This is a genomic window from Rhizobium sp. WYJ-E13 (assembly GCF_018987265.1).
In the GTDB taxonomy this organism is placed as follows: Bacteria; Pseudomonadota; Alphaproteobacteria; order Rhizobiales; family Rhizobiaceae; genus Rhizobium.
The window spans coordinates 1232713-1247308 of the sequence record NZ_CP076853.1; the positions used below are offsets into that span (position 1 = coordinate 1232713).

General features: G+C 58.3%; 17 protein-coding genes and 1 tRNA gene. 8 read left to right on the top strand and 10 right to left on the bottom strand.

Annotation, left to right across the window (positions count from 1 at the left end; all coding sequences use genetic code 11):
* Positions 1-4: 4 nt before the first annotated feature.
* From KQ933_RS06195 to KQ933_RS06210, 4 genes are all read right to left on the bottom strand, one after another.
* The gene (locus KQ933_RS06195) at positions 5-319 is read right to left on the bottom strand and encodes a hypothetical protein (RefSeq protein WP_216757838.1); all 315 of its coding nucleotides are present in this window, start codon (positions 317-319) and stop codon (positions 5-7) included.
* Positions 320-323: 4 nt separating this feature from the next.
* Positions 324-563 carry a hypothetical protein gene (locus tag KQ933_RS06200; protein ID WP_216757839.1) on the bottom strand — a complete coding sequence of 80 codons (240 nt, stop codon included), beginning with the start codon at positions 561-563 and terminating at the stop codon, positions 324-326.
* A gap of 124 nt (positions 564-687) precedes the next feature.
* Positions 688-831 carry a DUF1127 domain-containing protein gene (locus KQ933_RS33795; protein ID WP_065814346.1) on the bottom strand — a complete coding sequence of 48 codons (144 nt, stop codon included), beginning with the start codon at positions 829-831 and terminating at the stop codon, positions 688-690.
* A 294-nt stretch (positions 832-1125) separates the two neighbouring features.
* Positions 1126-1272 carry a DUF1127 domain-containing protein gene (locus KQ933_RS06210; protein WP_003558908.1) on the bottom strand — a complete coding sequence of 49 codons (147 nt, stop codon included), beginning with the start codon at positions 1270-1272 and terminating at the stop codon, positions 1126-1128.
* A gap of 854 nt (positions 1273-2126) precedes the next feature.
* Between KQ933_RS06210 and KQ933_RS06215 the strand changes: the two genes are divergently transcribed.
* The 4 genes from KQ933_RS06215 (at position 2127) to tig (ending at position 5739) form a co-directional block, all read left to right on the top strand.
* Positions 2127-3230 carry a DUF2157 domain-containing protein gene (locus KQ933_RS06215; RefSeq protein WP_216757840.1) on the top strand — a complete coding sequence of 368 codons (1104 nt, stop codon included), beginning with the start codon at positions 2127-2129 and terminating at the stop codon, positions 3228-3230.
* Positions 3227-3817: a GDYXXLXY domain-containing protein gene (locus KQ933_RS06220; RefSeq protein ID WP_216757841.1), complete on the top strand. Its 591-nt coding sequence runs from the start codon at positions 3227-3229 to the stop codon at positions 3815-3817. The genes KQ933_RS06215 and KQ933_RS06220 overlap by 4 nt, the downstream gene beginning before the upstream one ends.
* A gap of 153 nt (positions 3818-3970) precedes the next feature.
* Positions 3971-4055: transfer RNA gene (locus tag KQ933_RS06225), tRNA-Leu, on the top strand.
* A gap of 187 nt (positions 4056-4242) precedes the next feature.
* Entirely contained in the window at positions 4243-5739 is a 1497-nt protein-coding gene (gene tig, locus KQ933_RS06230) for a trigger factor (protein ID WP_216757842.1), read from the top strand.
* Between the two features lie 102 nt (positions 5740-5841).
* Here tig and KQ933_RS06235 read toward each other — a convergent pair whose 3' ends face one another.
* The 5 genes from KQ933_RS06235 to map form a co-directional block, all read right to left on the bottom strand.
* Positions 5842-7623 (bottom strand): radical SAM protein, encoded by a 1782-nt coding sequence (locus KQ933_RS06235; protein WP_216757843.1) that lies wholly within the window; start codon positions 7621-7623, stop codon positions 5842-5844.
* A 313-nt stretch (positions 7624-7936) separates the two neighbouring features.
* On the bottom strand, positions 7937-9343 hold the full coding sequence (gene sthA, locus KQ933_RS06240) for a Si-specific NAD(P)(+) transhydrogenase (protein ID WP_216757844.1): 1407 nt from the start codon (positions 9341-9343) through the stop codon (positions 7937-7939).
* A gap of 96 nt (positions 9344-9439) precedes the next feature.
* Complete coding sequence (locus KQ933_RS06245) at positions 9440-10030, bottom strand: dual specificity protein phosphatase family protein (RefSeq protein WP_216757845.1); 591 nt, start codon at positions 10028-10030, stop codon at positions 9440-9442.
* Positions 10031-10102: 72 nt separating this feature from the next.
* Complete coding sequence (gene radC / locus KQ933_RS06250) at positions 10103-10918, bottom strand: DNA repair protein RadC (protein ID WP_216757846.1); 816 nt, start codon at positions 10916-10918, stop codon at positions 10103-10105.
* An 8-nt stretch (positions 10919-10926) separates the two neighbouring features.
* Entirely contained in the window at positions 10927-11763 is an 837-nt protein-coding gene (gene map / locus KQ933_RS06255; RefSeq protein WP_216757847.1) for a type I methionyl aminopeptidase, read from the bottom strand.
* A gap of 248 nt (positions 11764-12011) precedes the next feature.
* Here map and KQ933_RS06260 point away from each other — a divergent pair, with 248 nt between their 5' ends.
* From KQ933_RS06260 to KQ933_RS06270, 3 genes are all read left to right on the top strand, one after another.
* The gene (locus KQ933_RS06260; protein ID WP_216757848.1) at positions 12012-12671 is read left to right on the top strand and encodes a TetR/AcrR family transcriptional regulator; all 660 of its coding nucleotides are present in this window, start codon (positions 12012-12014) and stop codon (positions 12669-12671) included.
* 120 nt (positions 12672-12791) lie between these two features.
* Positions 12792-12965 carry a hypothetical protein gene (locus KQ933_RS06265; protein ID WP_216757849.1) on the top strand — a complete coding sequence of 58 codons (174 nt, stop codon included), beginning with the start codon at positions 12792-12794 and terminating at the stop codon, positions 12963-12965.
* The gene (locus KQ933_RS06270; RefSeq protein WP_216757850.1) at positions 12962-13291 is read left to right on the top strand and encodes a DUF6105 family protein; all 330 of its coding nucleotides are present in this window, start codon (positions 12962-12964) and stop codon (positions 13289-13291) included. The genes KQ933_RS06265 and KQ933_RS06270 overlap by 4 nt, the downstream gene beginning before the upstream one ends.
* Here KQ933_RS06270 and ruvX read toward each other — a convergent pair.
* Complete coding sequence (ruvX, locus tag KQ933_RS06275) at positions 13231-13722, bottom strand: Holliday junction resolvase RuvX (protein WP_216757851.1); 492 nt, start codon at positions 13720-13722, stop codon at positions 13231-13233. The genes KQ933_RS06270 and ruvX overlap by 61 nt on opposite strands.
* Before the next feature lie 167 nt (positions 13723-13889).
* Here ruvX and KQ933_RS06280 point away from each other — a divergent pair, with 167 nt between their 5' ends.
* Positions 13890-14594 carry a metal-dependent hydrolase gene (locus KQ933_RS06280; protein ID WP_216757852.1) on the top strand — a complete coding sequence of 235 codons (705 nt, stop codon included), beginning with the start codon at positions 13890-13892 and terminating at the stop codon, positions 14592-14594.
* The last annotated feature ends 2 nt before the right edge of the window (positions 14595-14596 follow it).

The window sequence follows — 14596 nt, forward strand, 5'->3', positions numbered from 1 at the left end:
GTGATTAGCTCTGCTCTCGTGTTCCAGGCGATGCTTCGCGCTGGTCAGCATCTTCGAGATCGGCATCGACCACATAGGCGTCGCCATGTTCCCGCGCCGCTTCGCGTTGCGCGGCAAGGTTGGGGCGATCGTCAGAGGTCGTTTCTTCCGTATGTTCGTTGAAGGTGTCTATCTCACCTTTTGGTGATGGAGCGTCCTTACGTCGGGCATTCAGCGCCCGGGAGGTTTGGTCCGCAATTTCGAGCCGACGTGCGTCGGCGGACGGGCTGTCTTCCGCCCGCGCATCGTCAGTTGCTTTTTCGAAAATGGTTCTGGCCATGATGTCACCTCCAGAAGCGGCTGGTCTCGACTGATTGGCGACCGAGCAGATAGCCGATGCTGAAAGCCAGCACGCCGATACCCACAACGACGGAGCTGGCGGTATGGGGATGATCGGCCGCACCCGTTGCAACGGCTTGCACCTCGCGCCGGACCGCGGAGGCGGTGTTCAACGCAGTCTTTCGAATGCCCTCGGGCTTGTTCGCCGGCTGGCCGGTAAAGCCGGCATTGAGTCGATTTGCCATGATAGTCTCCTTTCGTGAAGGAGAACTGACGGAAGGCAGTAGGGTTCCGATAAAGAAAGAGCAAAGCCCAAAAACGAAAACGGCGCCTGATGGCGCCGTCTTGGAGAATGGTTCGCTCGATGTATTAGCGGAACGAGCGGGATGCGATGTTGCGGATGTCGTAACGGCTGACGCCGATATCGGCAAGCGTCTGGTTGGACAGGTTGCCAAGTTCGCTGAGCGTGCGGCGATAGCTAATCCAGCTCTTTGCAATGCGGATCGGGTTCATGATCTTTTTCCTCAGATGTCTTGTGCAGGCAGCGGGATCGCTGTCTCTGCGGTTGACATCTATATAATCGAGGTCATCGACATTGTGCAGTGCAAATAAAAGGCGTCTGCTATGCAATTGTGCAATCTGATGCTCGCTAATTATGCAGAGCACGATTTTTGAGCGGGCCAAGAATTAATGCTTCCGCAACTTTTACGGCAATCCGACCGATAGGCAAAAAGAAAACGCCCGCTGCGGAGGCAGCAGGCGTTTTGGGAAGGTAATCTGCTTGGGAGGAGCAGCGATTACCTGTACTTAGCGGGCAGAAGCTTCGCGAGCAACGCGATGGATGTCCGAACGGTCGATGCCGAGGTCATGCAATTCGCGGTTAGTCATGCGGCCGAGTTCGGTAACGGTCTGACGATACTTGCGCCAGTTATTGAAGGAGCGAGAGAAGTTCATGTTAATCCCCTTTCCTAGGGTTTGATCCTGCCAGCAGCCTGTCTTCGGCGCTGACCTCTATTTGATGACCGGAATATATGTTGCGACGCGAAGAACTAACAGAGCCAAGATTTCAAGCCACCTATGCGTGATTCGCAGGGCTAGAACCGAGATTCACACCCTTTAGCCATTTTCTGGTCAACGAATAGGCAGAATGATTTTTTCTCAGTCTCTCGGTTTTCACGGATAGATATTTGGCCAGCTTCCATACCCGCGAAGGGCCTTTTCTCCCGCTGCTGCCTTCCTCGCCACATCCTGGTAACTGGTCGTTGATCGAGCTTCGACAGCCGTGTCGTTGGCTCTCTGCCGCGGCTAAACAAATGCTTCACCTTGATTCTCGCGAAGGCTCGGAAGGGCAGGGTGCTAATCGTTTAATCATTCATTAAGCAAAACGCCCACCGGGGGAGGATCCGGTGGGCGTCATGATGGTGACTGGCAACTGGGAGGAGGAGTGTTGCCAGTCTATCGCAGGGCGCTGGGAGGAGGAGTGCGCATCTGCGAATCTCGTCACGGCCAAATGGTCCGCGGGCATCCGGTAACCCGGGCCGGCGCGCCATCCCGTGCTTCGATAAACAGGTAAATAGTATGACTTTTGGTCTTTTTGCAGTGCAATATGATCATGAGGGCTATGCGTTTAATGCATGCCTTTTCTGCGGTAATCATATATTAGCAATGCCGCGGTTAGTGTTTCGTTAACGGCCGCCCCAATTTAGACCAGTGAGGAATTTGCATATTTCAAATGTCGACGTTTCCGTGCGCCGATCCTGCGCTATAAATGCGTCAGCCGAATATGGCGGATCATTGCGGGGTAGGGCATGTATCGCGGCAGATTGGAGCGGGATCTCTCGCTCTGGGTGGAGAAGGGACTGCTCGAGGAAAAGACGGCGGAGACGCTGCTGGGCGAATATGACGCGCGCCCGGCGAGTTTCAGCCTCGGCCGCGTGCTGATGGGGCTGGCGGCGATATTGCTTGGCGCGGCCCTGCTGCTGCTCGTCGCCTCGAACTGGGAGTATATTCCGCGCCTCGTGCGCGTAGGTCTCATGCTGGCGCTCATCTGGGCGGTTCATATCGGTGCCGCACTTCTTTTTGTACGTGGTGCGCTGGCGACCGCTAACGCTTTGCTTATCATCGGTGCCCTCAGCTTCGGCGGCGCCATCTCCCTTATCGGCCAGATGTATCATCTCTCAGGCGACGAGCAGACGGTCATGTATCTCTGGTTTGCGGTTGCAGCTGTTTCGGCGATCCTTTTCCGCTCGGCTGCGGTGACAGTTGTCGCCGGCTTCCTCTCCTGGGCCTCCTTTGTCGTATACCTTGAAAATTACGATACGCGTTGGGTCGGCTTCGGCCCCTACGCGCCGCTGGTGATGGCGGCTGTTATTCTCGGGCTGGTGCGCTTTACGGGCGCCGATCGCGCCCGCCATCTCGCCTATCTGTTGGTAATCGGCTGGCTCGCATGGCTTTATGTACTTTTTGACGAGATTTCCGTGGCGATCGCCTTCGCAGTTCTCGGCATGGCGACGTTCCTGCTGACAGCCTTGCCCCTCCGCCCGATTTCCACACTCGTGAGAACGGCGGGTGCCGCTCCGGCATTCTATAGCTTCCTCGTCGCTATTATGGGGCTGTTCTTGCTGCATATGGAAATGGACGAAGGCGGGCGCATGGTTCTGCTTGGCCTGCTGACGCTGGGTGCTGCGGTTGTGGCGATTGTGCTGCATGGCCGCAACAATGGCGCTGTACGCTACCTGGCCTACGGCGCTTTCGCCGCAGAGATGCTCTATCTGGCCTCGGTGACGGTTGGCACGATCCTCGGCACATCGAGCCTCTTCCTGTTTTCCGGCCTGGTGGTGGCAGCCGTTGCTTGGGTCGTCATCCGCCTTGAAAAACGCTTCTCGGCAGGTCGAGTGGAGGAACGCGCATGAGCTCTGCCTTTGCAAGACCGCAATCCACCCGCTTCTACATTATCGCTGCGATTCTGGCCGCTGGCCTGCAGACGCTAATCCTTGGCTATATCATCCAGAGCCGCGCTTCGATTCTGGCCGGAGGCACCGAGGTATTGCTCAAGACGGCTCCGGTCGACCCGCGTGACTTCCTGCGTGGCGACTATGTGGTGCTGAATTACGACATATCTTCCGTCCCGGTCTCGACAGTGACAGGCGGCATTCCGGCAGGAGCAGGCGAGCAGACGCTCTGGGTGCGTCTCAGGCGCCAGCCGGACGGCTTCTGGGGTATTGTCGAATCGTCGTTTAAGCAATTGCCGGCAGCGTCAGACACAGTCGTGATGCGCAGCCTGCCTTTCTACAGCTATGGTCCCGATAGCGGCGAAACCATCCGGGTCGAATATGGGATCGAGCGCTATTACGTGCCGGAAGGCAAAGGCAAGCCGCTCGAGGAGGCCCGCAACGAGGGTGTCGTTTCGATTGCCGCCAGCGTTTCGTCCTCGGGTGCCGCGCAGATCCGCAGCCTCGTCGTCGACGGTAAGCCGGCCTACGAGGAGCCGCTCTACTGAGAGGCGAGACGAGTGATGGTAGGGGCGCGCTTTTACCCGAAAATCCCTGTCATTTGCCGTTCATTTTTCCTTTGCCTGTTCTAAATCGGGTGATATAGAGACGCGCGCTCCGGAAGGCCTCATGCGCAGGCATATGCATGCGGTTTTGCGAACGCGGGTATGGTGAAATTGGTAGACACGCCAGATTTAGGTTCTGGTGCCGCAAGGCGTGGGAGTTCAAGTCTCTCTACCCGCACCAAGCTGCCTTGCAGGGCGGGAGGACTGGAACTTGGTTGTCCCGGATACCCGGAAAGCGAGTGCTGTTCCGCTTCGAACGGAACGAACAGGAATTGAGAAAAAGCCACGCGCGGCAGTTGGCCGGCGTCGTGCTCACCGAAACGAACGGCGTCTGGGCACGGCCGCCACTGAAATGAAGGTAGGAAGACATGCAGGTTATCGAAACGCTCGCTGAAGGGCTGAAGCGCGAAATCAAGGTCGTTATCCCGGCCAAGGACATGGAAAACAAGCTGAACGAGCGCCTTGCCGACGTGAAGGACAAGGTTCGCATCAACGGCTTCCGTCCGGGCAAGGTTCCGGCCGGTCATCTCAAGAAGCTTTACGGCAAGTCCGTCATGGTCGACCTCGTCAACGAGATCGTCCGCGACCAGCCGACCCAGATCCTGTCCAGCCGCGGTGAAAAGTCGGCCACCCAGCCGGAAATCGACATGACGGAAGACCAGGCCGAAGTGGAAAAGATCCTCGCCGCCCAGCAGGATTTCGAATTCACATTGTCTTACGAAGTTCTTCCGCCGATCGAACTGAAGTCCAACACGGGCATCAAGGTCACGCGCGAAGTCGTCGACATCTCCGACGACGAAGTCAACGAGCAGGTTCTGAAGGTCGCTGAAAGCGCCCGCGACTACGCTGAAAAGAAGGGCAAGGCTGCCAACGGCGACCGCGTCAAGATGGACTATGTCGGCAAGGTCGACGGCGTTGCCTTCGATGGCGGCACCGATCAGGACGCTGAACTGGTTCTCGGCTCCGGCCGCTTCATCCCGGGCTTCGAAGACCAGCTCGTCGGCCTCAAGGCTGGCGACGAGAAGACCATCACCGTAACCTTCCCGGCCGATTATCCGGCGAAGAACCTCGCTGGTGCGGAAGCCACCTTCGACGTCACCGTCAAGGAAGTTGCCGCTCCGGCCGATGTCGAGATCAACGACGAACTCGCCAAGAAGCTCGGCCTCGAATCTGCCGATCGTCTGAAGGAAATCGTCCGTGGCCAGATCGAATCCCAGTACGGTTCGCTGACGCGCCAGAAGCTGAAGCGCCAGATTCTCGATCAGCTCGACGAACTGTACAAGTTCGAAACCCCGTCCAAGCTCGTCGAAGCCGAATATAACGGCATCTGGAACCAGGTCAGCAATGACCTCGCCCAGTCCGGCAAGACCTTTGAAGACGAAGACACGACCGAAGAGAAGGCCCGCGAAGAATATCAGAAGCTCGCCGAGCGCCGCGTCCGCCTCGGTCTCGTTCTCTCCGAGATCGGCGAAAAGGCCGGCGTCGAAGTCAGCGAAGACGAAATGCAGCGCGCGATCTATGAACAGCTGCGTCAGTATCCGGGCCAGGAAAAGCAGATCCTCGAGTTCTTCCGCAGCCAGCCGGGTGCCGCCGCTTCGATCCGCGCTCCGATCTTCGAAGAGAAGGTCATCGACCACCTGCTGACCGAAATCGACGTCACCGACAAGAAGGTGACCAAGGAAGAGCTGCTCGCCGACGAAGAAAGCGAAGCTTCCGACAAGGCCGACGCCAAGAAGGCCGCACCGAAGAAGAAGGCTGCTGCCAAGGCCGAGGCTTCTGCCGAAGCCGCTGAAGGCGAAGAAGCCGCTGCTCCGAAGAAGAAGGCAGCTCCGAAGAAGAAGGCTTCTGAAGACAGCGCCGAGTAATCGGCCCTTTCCTGCCGAAATTCAAAAGCCCTGCCGCATGCGGCAGGGCTTTTTTATTGGGCTCTGAAACCAGGCAGGCTGTGCGCAGGCCCGACGGCCCTGTCAGACGGCTTTGCGTGTGTGGGTCAGCTCGGCAACCTTCTTGATGTGGCTGACGGCAGCCGTGCCGCCCGCCGTCTTGGTGAAGAGATCGAGAACGTCTTCGTCATCGTCACCGACGGGAGTCAGAGCCTTGTCCATGTAGGTCTTGGCGTCGGCGCCACGCGCAATCAGGAAAGCCGAAACGCTGAGGCCGATGATTGTGCCGGCAAGCGAGAGATGCTTGCGGGCGGTATCGAAGGCAAAACGCGGCCAGAACAGCAGCGGATGTTCGCGCTTCAGGCCAGGGCGCCGCTCCGAGGGATGTTTCAGGCGCAGAAGGCCGCTCTGCAACGGATGGACATTCTCCAGCGGTACGGTGGTCGCAAACGAGACCAGGACCTTGACGAGACTGCTCAGCTTGATGTCGGTCGCCACAGCGCGGCGCAGCAAGGTCTTCATATGGTCAGGCGAGTAGTAGAGCGACCAGGCCTCCTGGTAGATATCTTCCCACTCCTGCTTGCTCATCTTCGGATGCGCTGTGCAGACATGCTCGACATCATAGATATTGAGATCGGCATCCATCTCGACGCCCTTCTTCCAGAGAACCTGATGGTCCTCGGAGCCGGGGAGCGGCGTCAGAACGAAGAATTCGATGACGTCGAGCGGAAGCTCTTCCTGAATGATCTTGATGTCGCGGCGGATCGAATCCGGCGTGTCTGCCGGAAAGCCCAGAATATAGCCGGCGAGCGTCATGATGCCCTGCGCCTTCCAGGCAAGCAGCATCTTGCGATATTCCGTGATCTTGTTCTGGTTCTTCTTGGCGGCGGTCAGATTGTCCGGATTGACATTTTCCAGACCGATGAAGACGCGGGTGACGCCGGCGCGCTTCGATTTTTCGATGAAGTTCGGGATCTTGTGGCAGAGCGTGTCCACCTGGATCATCAGGCCGAGCGGAATGCCGTCTTTTTCTCTCAGCTCGATCAGCCGGTCGAAGATCGCTTCCCAATCCTTGTTACGGGCAAAATTGTCGTCGGTAATGAAGAATTTATGGATACCCTGCGCCCAGTTCATGCGCACTAGCTTCTCGACATCGTCGGCGGAGCGGAAACGGGACTTGCGGCCCTGCACGTTGATGATCGTGCAGAAAGAACATTGATAGGGGCAGCCGCGGCCTGCATCGAAACTGGTGCTGAGGCCAAGCGTGCGCTGGATATTGTCTTTCGGCAGGAAAGGCACCGGAGTGCCGCCGATGCCGGGAAGGTCATTCATGAAATTGTAGAGCGGCTTCAGTTCACCGGCGGCCGCATCACGCAGCACCAGCTCCAGCCGTCCTTCGGCTTCGCCGGCAAACATCGAAACGCCCATCTTGCGGCATTCCTCAAGGCCGATCGCATCGCCGTCGAGCATCGACAGGCATCCCGATATATGGAAGCCACCCATCGAAACCGGCAGTCCGGCATCGCGGAACGGACGGGCGATATCAAGCGCGCGGGGATACTGGTTGGATTGCACGCCGATAAGCGCGATCATCCCGAAGTTGTCGTTGCGCTTGAACTGCGACAGCAGCGCCGCAAAATCGATCCGTGTATTGGTCTCGTCTATGACTGTAATGTCGATTGCGGTATCGGCGCCAAGAATTTGCCGCTCGGCACAATCCGCGGCAATCCCGTAGATGGCTGCCAGCGAATTGGAGGGGATCATTGCCCGCCACCAACGGATCACATAGCCGTCGTCGTCATAGTGCGACGGCTTTATCAGGATGAGCTGAAACCGTCTGCGAGCAGCCTCTGAAGTATCGGACAAAATATCTATCTTTCGTTGTGGTCTGCATTGCTGGACTTACTGGTACCGCAGGCCGGTCTAAGACATGGATTTCAGGCTGTCGAAAGGCGCACCCCATACTTGGGAAGGCGATAAGCAAAACGCAACAGAACAATGTAAGGTGCGAACACGCTGACTTTACCAATATCTTTTGACGTAGGATATAGGTAGTTGGCGCGGGGCACAGGCAATCACCAGTAGCGTGCAACGAGACGCCCCGCGGAAAAATGAAAATTAAATATCAGCGGCTTACGTTCTGCCGCCTGGAAAGGCGAGGGTCCTTCCCCGCGTTTCTTTAAAGTTCGGACTTTATATCGCCCATGCGGTTCCACGCATCGAGGCCGGCGATTTTGTAAGCTTCGGCAAGCGTCGGATAGTTGAAGGTATTTTCGACGAAATATTCGACTGTACCCTTCAGGTTCAGCACGGCCTGGCCGATATGCACCAGTTCGGTCGCACCTTCGCCGACGATGTGCACGCCGAGCAGCCGGCGCGTCTTCAACGAGAAGATCAGCTTCAGCAAGCCGGTATCGAGGCCCATGATGTGGCCGCGCGAGGTCTCGCGGAAGCGGGCGATGCCGCATTCATAGGGAATGCCGCGCTCCTTCATTTCCTCTTCCGTCAGGCCGCAGGTGGAGATTTCCGGCACGGCATAAATGCCGTAGGGGAAGTATTTCTGCGGCTCCTTGGCGACGGCGCCGATCGCCACGCGCGCTGCAATACGGCCCTGTTCCATCGAAGTCGAGGCAAGGCTCGGGAAACCGACGACGTCGCCGGCGGCGTAGATGTTCGGTACCGAGGTCTGGAAAGTCTCGGGATTGACCTTCAGACGGCCGCGGCTGTCGGCTTCGATACCAACGGCCTGTAGGTTCAGCGTATCGGTGGCGCCCATGCGCCCGGCGGCAAACAGCGCCATGTCGGTCACGAGATGCCGGCCGCTGTCGAGCGTCAACTGCACCTTGCCGGTATCAAGCCGCTCGACCTTCTCTGCCTTCGTGCCGAGCAGCAGCTTCATGTTGCGGTCGCGCAGTTGATAGGTGAAGTCCTCGACGATTTCCTTGTCGATGAAGTCGAGCATGGTCGACTTCGGATCGATGACGGTTACGGCCGTATCCAGCGCCGAAAAGATTGTCGCATATTCGATGCCGATAACACCGGCGCCGATGACGACCATCGTGCGCGGCAATTCTTCGATATCGAGCAGTTCGTCGCTGTCGAGCACGGTCTTGTTGTCGAACGGTATGTAGTCAGGCCGGAAGGGCTTGGTGCCGACGGCGAGCAGAATGCTGGCGCCGGTCACCGTCATCGTGTCGCCGTCGTCCTTGATGACCTGCAGGGTATTGGTATCGACGAAGCTTGCCTTGCCGCGGATGTGCTGGACGCGATTGCGGGCGAACTGGTGTTCGAGCACTTCGACTTCATGATCGAGCGTAATCAGCAGGCGGCGGCGCAGATCTTCGGCACTGATCTCCTGCTTCACGCGGTAACTGCGGCCGTAGAACCCGCGCTCACGCCAGCCGGAAAGATTGAGTGCGGTCTCGCGCAGCGTCTTGGAAGGGATCGTGCCGGTGTGGACGGAGACACCGCCGACACGCTTTCCTTGCTCGATGACCAGCACTTTCTTGCCGAGTTTTGCAGCCTGTATCGCGCCACGGCGCCCTGCCGGACCGCTGCCGACTACCACGAGATCGTACTGGAACATCTTTAGCCCCGAACTGGAATTGGAATCATATTGCGACGCGAAATGTCGCGCGTTCATCGGTAGCCGGTCAATGTTACAGTTTGTATTCTGGTGCAGTTAGGAGTTCAAAAAGCCGAACATTGGCTCAAGCCGCTCGAATGTGCGGTCCATAGCATAGGCGCCGATGAAGAAAAGCGACAGATGGCCGTATGTCAGCGAGATCTGCGACTCCGCCGCCATCTCTCCTTCCTTGGCGACGCCTGCGACGTAGATGGCCGAAGCCAGCCCCGTACGGTCGGCGCCGGCCTTGCAGTGGATGAGCATCGGCTTGGGCGCGGCTGCCATGATCGCCATCAGCTGGCGCCCTTCCTCGACGGAGAGTTCCTTCGTTGCTGACATGCGGAAATCGATATGCTGGACATTGAGGCCCTTTGCCGCGGCAATCTCATTGTCGTACCAGCCCTCGCCGCTGCTGTCGCCGCGCAGGTTAAGCACCGATTTGATGCCGTACTCCTTGACGAGTTCGCCAAGCTTTGCAGGGGAGGGCTGAGCGGAGCGGTAGACCTGGCCATCGATGACCGCATGAACATTGGTCGAAAGCTGCAGGTAGCCGAGGTAGAGACCGGTTACGATCAGCAGCAGAAGCGTTAGTCGTATCAGCGATCGAAGGCTCGGCGGCGCGTACAAGCGACCAGGAAAAATGCTCATAATTCCCATCCTGTTGTCAGTCATTCAGCTTGGAGAACGCCAAGATGGCTTTTTCATGCCTTAGCCGCAGTCTTATATCAAGCGCAGGCCTTTGAGGCTTGCTTGTCCGTCTTTGCCGATGATGATGTGATCGTGGATGGCAATACCGAGCGGCTTTGCAGCATCGATGATCATCTTCGTCATGTCGATATCGGCGCGCGATGGAGTGGGGTCGCCCGAAGGGTGATTGTGCACCAGAATCAGCGCCGTTGCCGAAAGCTCGAGCGCTCGCCTCACTACCTCACGCGGATAGACAGGCGTGTGGTCCACCGTGCCATGCCCCTGCACCTCGTCGGCGATCAGCGCATTGCGCTTGTCGAGGAAGAGAATGCGGAACTGTTCGCGCGTCTCATGCGCCATGGCCGCATGACAATATTGGATGACCGACGACCACGAGGAAAGCACCTGCTTGCCCCTGAGTTCGCTCTTCAGTGCGCGATGGCCAATGGCGGATATCAGCTTCAGATCCAGCGCCACCGTCTCTCCGACGCCTTTGATTTCCTGCAGCAGTGCTGCCGGTGCACCGAAGACGCCGGCAAGTGATCCGAAGCGATCGATCAGCGCCTTGGCGATCGGTTTCGTGTCGCGGCGCGGGATCAGCCGGAAGAGCAGGAGTTCGAGGATCTCATAGTCGGCGAGCGCCGTATCGCCATTCTCACGGAAGCGGTTGCGCAGCCTCTCGCGATGGCCGTGATAATGCTCTTCCCTGACGGGCAGGGCGGCTTTTTTTGCAGGAACCACCGCCTTTGCCGGCTGTCCGAAAAACGCCCGTTCGTCCACGGCGATATCCTCGTCCATGTCGAAAGGCAATTCGTCATCGCCAGCCTGCGGAACGGGGTCTTTCGCCATGGAGACCGTCATCCGTTCAGCGGCGGCAGGCCCGGCCGGTCGAGACCGGCGGGCGAAAGCGTAAAGATCTCGCAGCCATTCGCGGTCACGCCGATCGTATGTTCGTACTGCGCTGACAGCGAGCGGTCACGCGTCACGGCGGTCCAGCCGTCCGCCAGCACCTTCACATGCGGGCGTCCGAGATTGATCATCGGTTCGATGGTGAAGATCATGCCCTCACGCAATTCCGGTCCTTCATTGGCGCGACCATAATGCAGGATGTTCGGCGAATCGTGGAAGAGACGGCCGACACCGTGGCCGCAAAAATCGCGCACGACGGAGCAGCGCTCCGCTTCGGCATAGATCTGGATCGCTTCACCGATCGCGCCGGTGCGCGCGCCGGGATGAACAGCGGCGATGCCGCGCATCAGCGACTCATAGGTCACTTCGAGCAGCCGCTCGGCAGCGCGTTTGATTTGGCCGACCGGATACATGCGGCTCGAATCCCCATGCCAGCCGTCGACGACAAAGGTCACGTCGATATTGACGATATCGCCTTCGCGAAGCGCTTTGTCATCGGGAATGCCGTGGCACACCACATGATTGATCGAAGTGCAGGTGGATTTCGTATAGCCGCGGTAGTTCAGCGTCGCTGGATAAGCGCCGTGATCCATGCCGAATTCAAAAACGAAGCGGTCGATTTCATTGGTTGCGAGACCCGGCTTGACGATATCGGCAAGCGCATCGAGACAGCGCGCGGTCAGCTGGCACGCATTGCGCATTCCCTCGAATGCTTCCGGACCATAAAGCCTGATGGCGCCGGTATTTTTCGGCGGCGCGGAGGAGGCTTCGATATAATTCACCATTGCAAGGCCTTAGCAGAAATTGTCGTCTCTTTTCATAATGCAGCTATGCCGGGTTCGTCCATCGCGATCAACCGCATGGGCAAGATTTATCGAGCGCGTCATACCGGGTGAAAAGATGTCGCCGGGCCGCCCACCAGCGTCAGCAGAGCTGCAGACCATCAATATCCACAGTCTTGTCAATTAGATAGGATTGTAGGCGTAAAATTCCACTGTTACTCACCGATTGGTGACAGACCGGGGTTGACCGAATGCTGAATGAAACTGCCGTGGCCGCGCTCGAACAGACGGGTGCCACTGAGCCTGAAAAGCGTATCCGCGACAGAGGCGCCACCGAGCGCGCTATTCTGAAGGCGGCCAAGAGCCTGCTGGCGGAAGAGGGTTTCCAGAATTTCGGCATCAATGCCGTCGCCCGCCGCGCCGGCTGCGACAAGCAGCTCATCTACCGCTATTATGGTGGCCTCGAAGGCCTCATCGAGGCGATCGGCGCCGATCTCGGCAACTGGGTCAAGGACCGCATCCCCGAAGATACCGGCGGCATGTTCCTGCTGACCTATGGCGACCTGATGGAGCGGTTGTCGCTGCTTTTCCTGGAAGCGTTGCGCGACGATCCGCTGATGCGCCGCATCGTCGCCTGGGAGGTGTCCGAAAATACCGAACAGGTGAGGCGCCTTTCCGAAGCGCGCTCCAAGGCGCTTGGCCAGTGGCTCGATCGCATGCGCGGTTCGCTGACGCCGCCGAAGGGTGTTGACGTCGCTTCCGTCAATGCCCTGATCTTCGCCTCCATCCAGCATCTTGTGCTTGCCGCCGCCGCCGGCGGGCAATGCGCGGGTCTGGTTTTGAAGAACGGCAAGGACTGGGAGAAGGCGGCAGGTGCGTTGAAGCGGCTGGTGCGCGGCGTCTACGGCTGAATAATCCACAGCCGGCGCCCAGACATTAACCTTAACAATTGGTTTACGTTGCGTGATGCTGGTTAACCCGCCAGTGTGGTGTCAGGTAGAAATGCAACGAGTGTGGACCCGAGTTCAGCCATGGAAACCAGTATCGCCAGAACCGCGTTGCTTGTCGCGGCGATGATGTTTTTTGCCGTGCTGGCGCTGGATATCGCCGTGCCCACGCTCGTACTCTGCATCATGGCATCGTCGGTCTGGCTCGTTTCTCTTGATATGCCGGTCCTGCGCAATCACGAAGGAGAGGCCGCATGAAGTGGTTTCTGATCTTCTGGGCCGGTCCGATCGTCTTCCTGGCGGGATGGTACTGGCTTTCCTATTACGATCTGAACTTCGGCATCTTCATGCTGACGCGGCAGGTCCATGACCTGACATTCCAGGTTTACGGCAAGGTGCTCGGCCTGCCGCCGGAGGAAATTCCGCCGCTGGTCGCTCGCGCCATCGCCATCGACAGCCTCGTCGTCTTTGCCATCATGGGCTTCCGTAAGCGCCGTCAGATTGCGGCATGGTGGAGGGCGCGTCACGCCTCCATATCGTCTGCCGATCTCGCCAGCAAGGAAAGCCTGTCAAGGGCTCCCTGAAGGATGAAGCTTGCCGCAGCCGAATCGATCCGTTCGGCGCGTTTTGCCCGCGAAACATCCATTTCCAGCAAGGCCCGTTCTGCCGCCACCGTCGATAGCCGCTCATCCCAATAGACAAAGGGAAGGGCGGTTTTCTGCTCCATGTTGCGCACGAAGGCCCGCGTCGCCTGAACGCGCGGCCCTGCCGATCCATCCATATTCATCGGCAGGCCGATGACGAAGGCTGAGACCTTTTCTTTCGTTGCGAAGGCCAGCAGGGTCTCGGCATCGATGGTGAATTTCTCGCGCTTGATGACCGGACGCGGCGTCGCAAAGCGGCGTCCGAGATCGGACATGGCAAGACCGATCGTCTTCGTGCCGAGATCGAGGCCGGCGATTGCCTGTCCGGGACCGAGCGCTTCGGCCAGTTCCTCGATCGTCAGCACCGTCATTGTCGTGTCATCCTGTCAAAAGAAATTGAAGCGCCCACCGCTTTTCTTTGCGGCCATATCGGCTATGTCCTTAGAGCAATTCCAGAAAAAGTGCGAAACGGTTTTCCGGCCGGAATTGCTTTGGCTCCAAAATCGTCTTTTGCATCACGTAATAAAGGAGACTTTTCATGAAGATCACCTGGCTTGGCCATGCTGCTTTCCGCATCGAGACGAAAGCCGCCAAAATCCTGATCGATCCCTTCCTGACTTATAACCCATCCTTCACTGGCCAGGATATCAAGGACGTAACCAAAGGCATCACCCACATCCTGCTGACCCACGGCCATGCCGACCATGTCGGTGATACGATCCAGATTGCCAAGGACACCGGCGCCGTCGTTCTTGCCAATGCCGACCTTGCTTCTTGGCTCGGCTCCAGGGGTGTCGAGAAGCTCGAAATGGGCAATACCGGAGGCACCGTCTCGCTCGGCAGTTTCAGTGCGACCTTCACCAATGCACTGCACTCCTCCGCCCAGATCACCGAAGATGGCGTTTCCCATTCGCTCGGCAACCCGAACGGCCTCGTGCTGCATTTCGAGGACGAGCCCAGCCTCTTCCATATGGGCGACACCGATATCTTCTCCGACATGGGGCTGATCAACGAATTGCATCAGCCGGATATCGGCATCGTCCCGATCGGCGACCGCTTCACCATGGGCGGTGCTGTCGCAGCGCTTGCCTGCCAGCGCTACTTCAACTTCAAGACGGCCATTCCCGGCCACTACGGAACCTTCCCGATCATCGACCAGACGCCGGAGAAATTCATTGCCGGCATGGAGGCCTCCAAAACCGAAGTGAAGGCGCCGAAGCCCGGCGAGAGCTTCTCGCTCTGATG

Bases quoted from the DNA above. Each gene is read 5' to 3' on its own strand.
- map (WP_216757847.1), bottom strand. From the start codon at position 11,763: ATGGTGAATTATATCGAAGCCTCCTCCGCGCCGCCGAAAAATACCGGC.
- KQ933_RS06215 (WP_216757840.1), top strand. From the start codon at position 2,127: ATGTATCGCGGCAGATTGGAGCGGGATCTCTCGCTCTGGGTGGAGAAG.
- sthA (WP_216757844.1), bottom strand. From the start codon at position 9,343: ATGTTCCAGTACGATCTCGTGGTAGTCGGCAGCGGTCCGGCAGGGCGC.
- KQ933_RS33795 (WP_065814346.1), bottom strand. From the start codon at position 831: ATGAACCCGATCCGCATTGCAAAGAGCTGGATTAGCTATCGCCGCACG.
- KQ933_RS06245 (WP_216757845.1), bottom strand. From the start codon at position 10,030: ATGAGCATTTTTCCTGGTCGCTTGTACGCGCCGCCGAGCCTTCGATCG.
- tig (WP_216757842.1), top strand. From the start codon at position 4,243: ATGCAGGTTATCGAAACGCTCGCTGAAGGGCTGAAGCGCGAAATCAAG.
- KQ933_RS06260 (WP_216757848.1), top strand. From the start codon at position 12,012: ATGCTGAATGAAACTGCCGTGGCCGCGCTCGAACAGACGGGTGCCACT.
- KQ933_RS06220 (WP_216757841.1), top strand. From the start codon at position 3,227: ATGAGCTCTGCCTTTGCAAGACCGCAATCCACCCGCTTCTACATTATC.
- KQ933_RS06280 (WP_216757852.1), top strand. From the start codon at position 13,890: ATGAAGATCACCTGGCTTGGCCATGCTGCTTTCCGCATCGAGACGAAA.
- KQ933_RS06270 (WP_216757850.1), top strand. From the start codon at position 12,962: ATGAAGTGGTTTCTGATCTTCTGGGCCGGTCCGATCGTCTTCCTGGCG.
- radC (WP_216757846.1), bottom strand. From the start codon at position 10,918: ATGGCGAAAGACCCCGTTCCGCAGGCTGGCGATGACGAATTGCCTTTC.
- KQ933_RS06265 (WP_216757849.1), top strand. From the start codon at position 12,792: ATGGAAACCAGTATCGCCAGAACCGCGTTGCTTGTCGCGGCGATGATG.
- KQ933_RS06210 (WP_003558908.1), bottom strand. From the start codon at position 1,272: ATGAACTTCTCTCGCTCCTTCAATAACTGGCGCAAGTATCGTCAGACC.
- ruvX (WP_216757851.1), bottom strand. From the start codon at position 13,722: ATGACGGTGCTGACGATCGAGGAACTGGCCGAAGCGCTCGGTCCCGGA.
- KQ933_RS06200 (WP_216757839.1), bottom strand. From the start codon at position 563: ATGGCAAATCGACTCAATGCCGGCTTTACCGGCCAGCCGGCGAACAAG.
- KQ933_RS06195 (WP_216757838.1), bottom strand. From the start codon at position 319: ATGGCCAGAACCATTTTCGAAAAAGCAACTGACGATGCGCGGGCGGAA.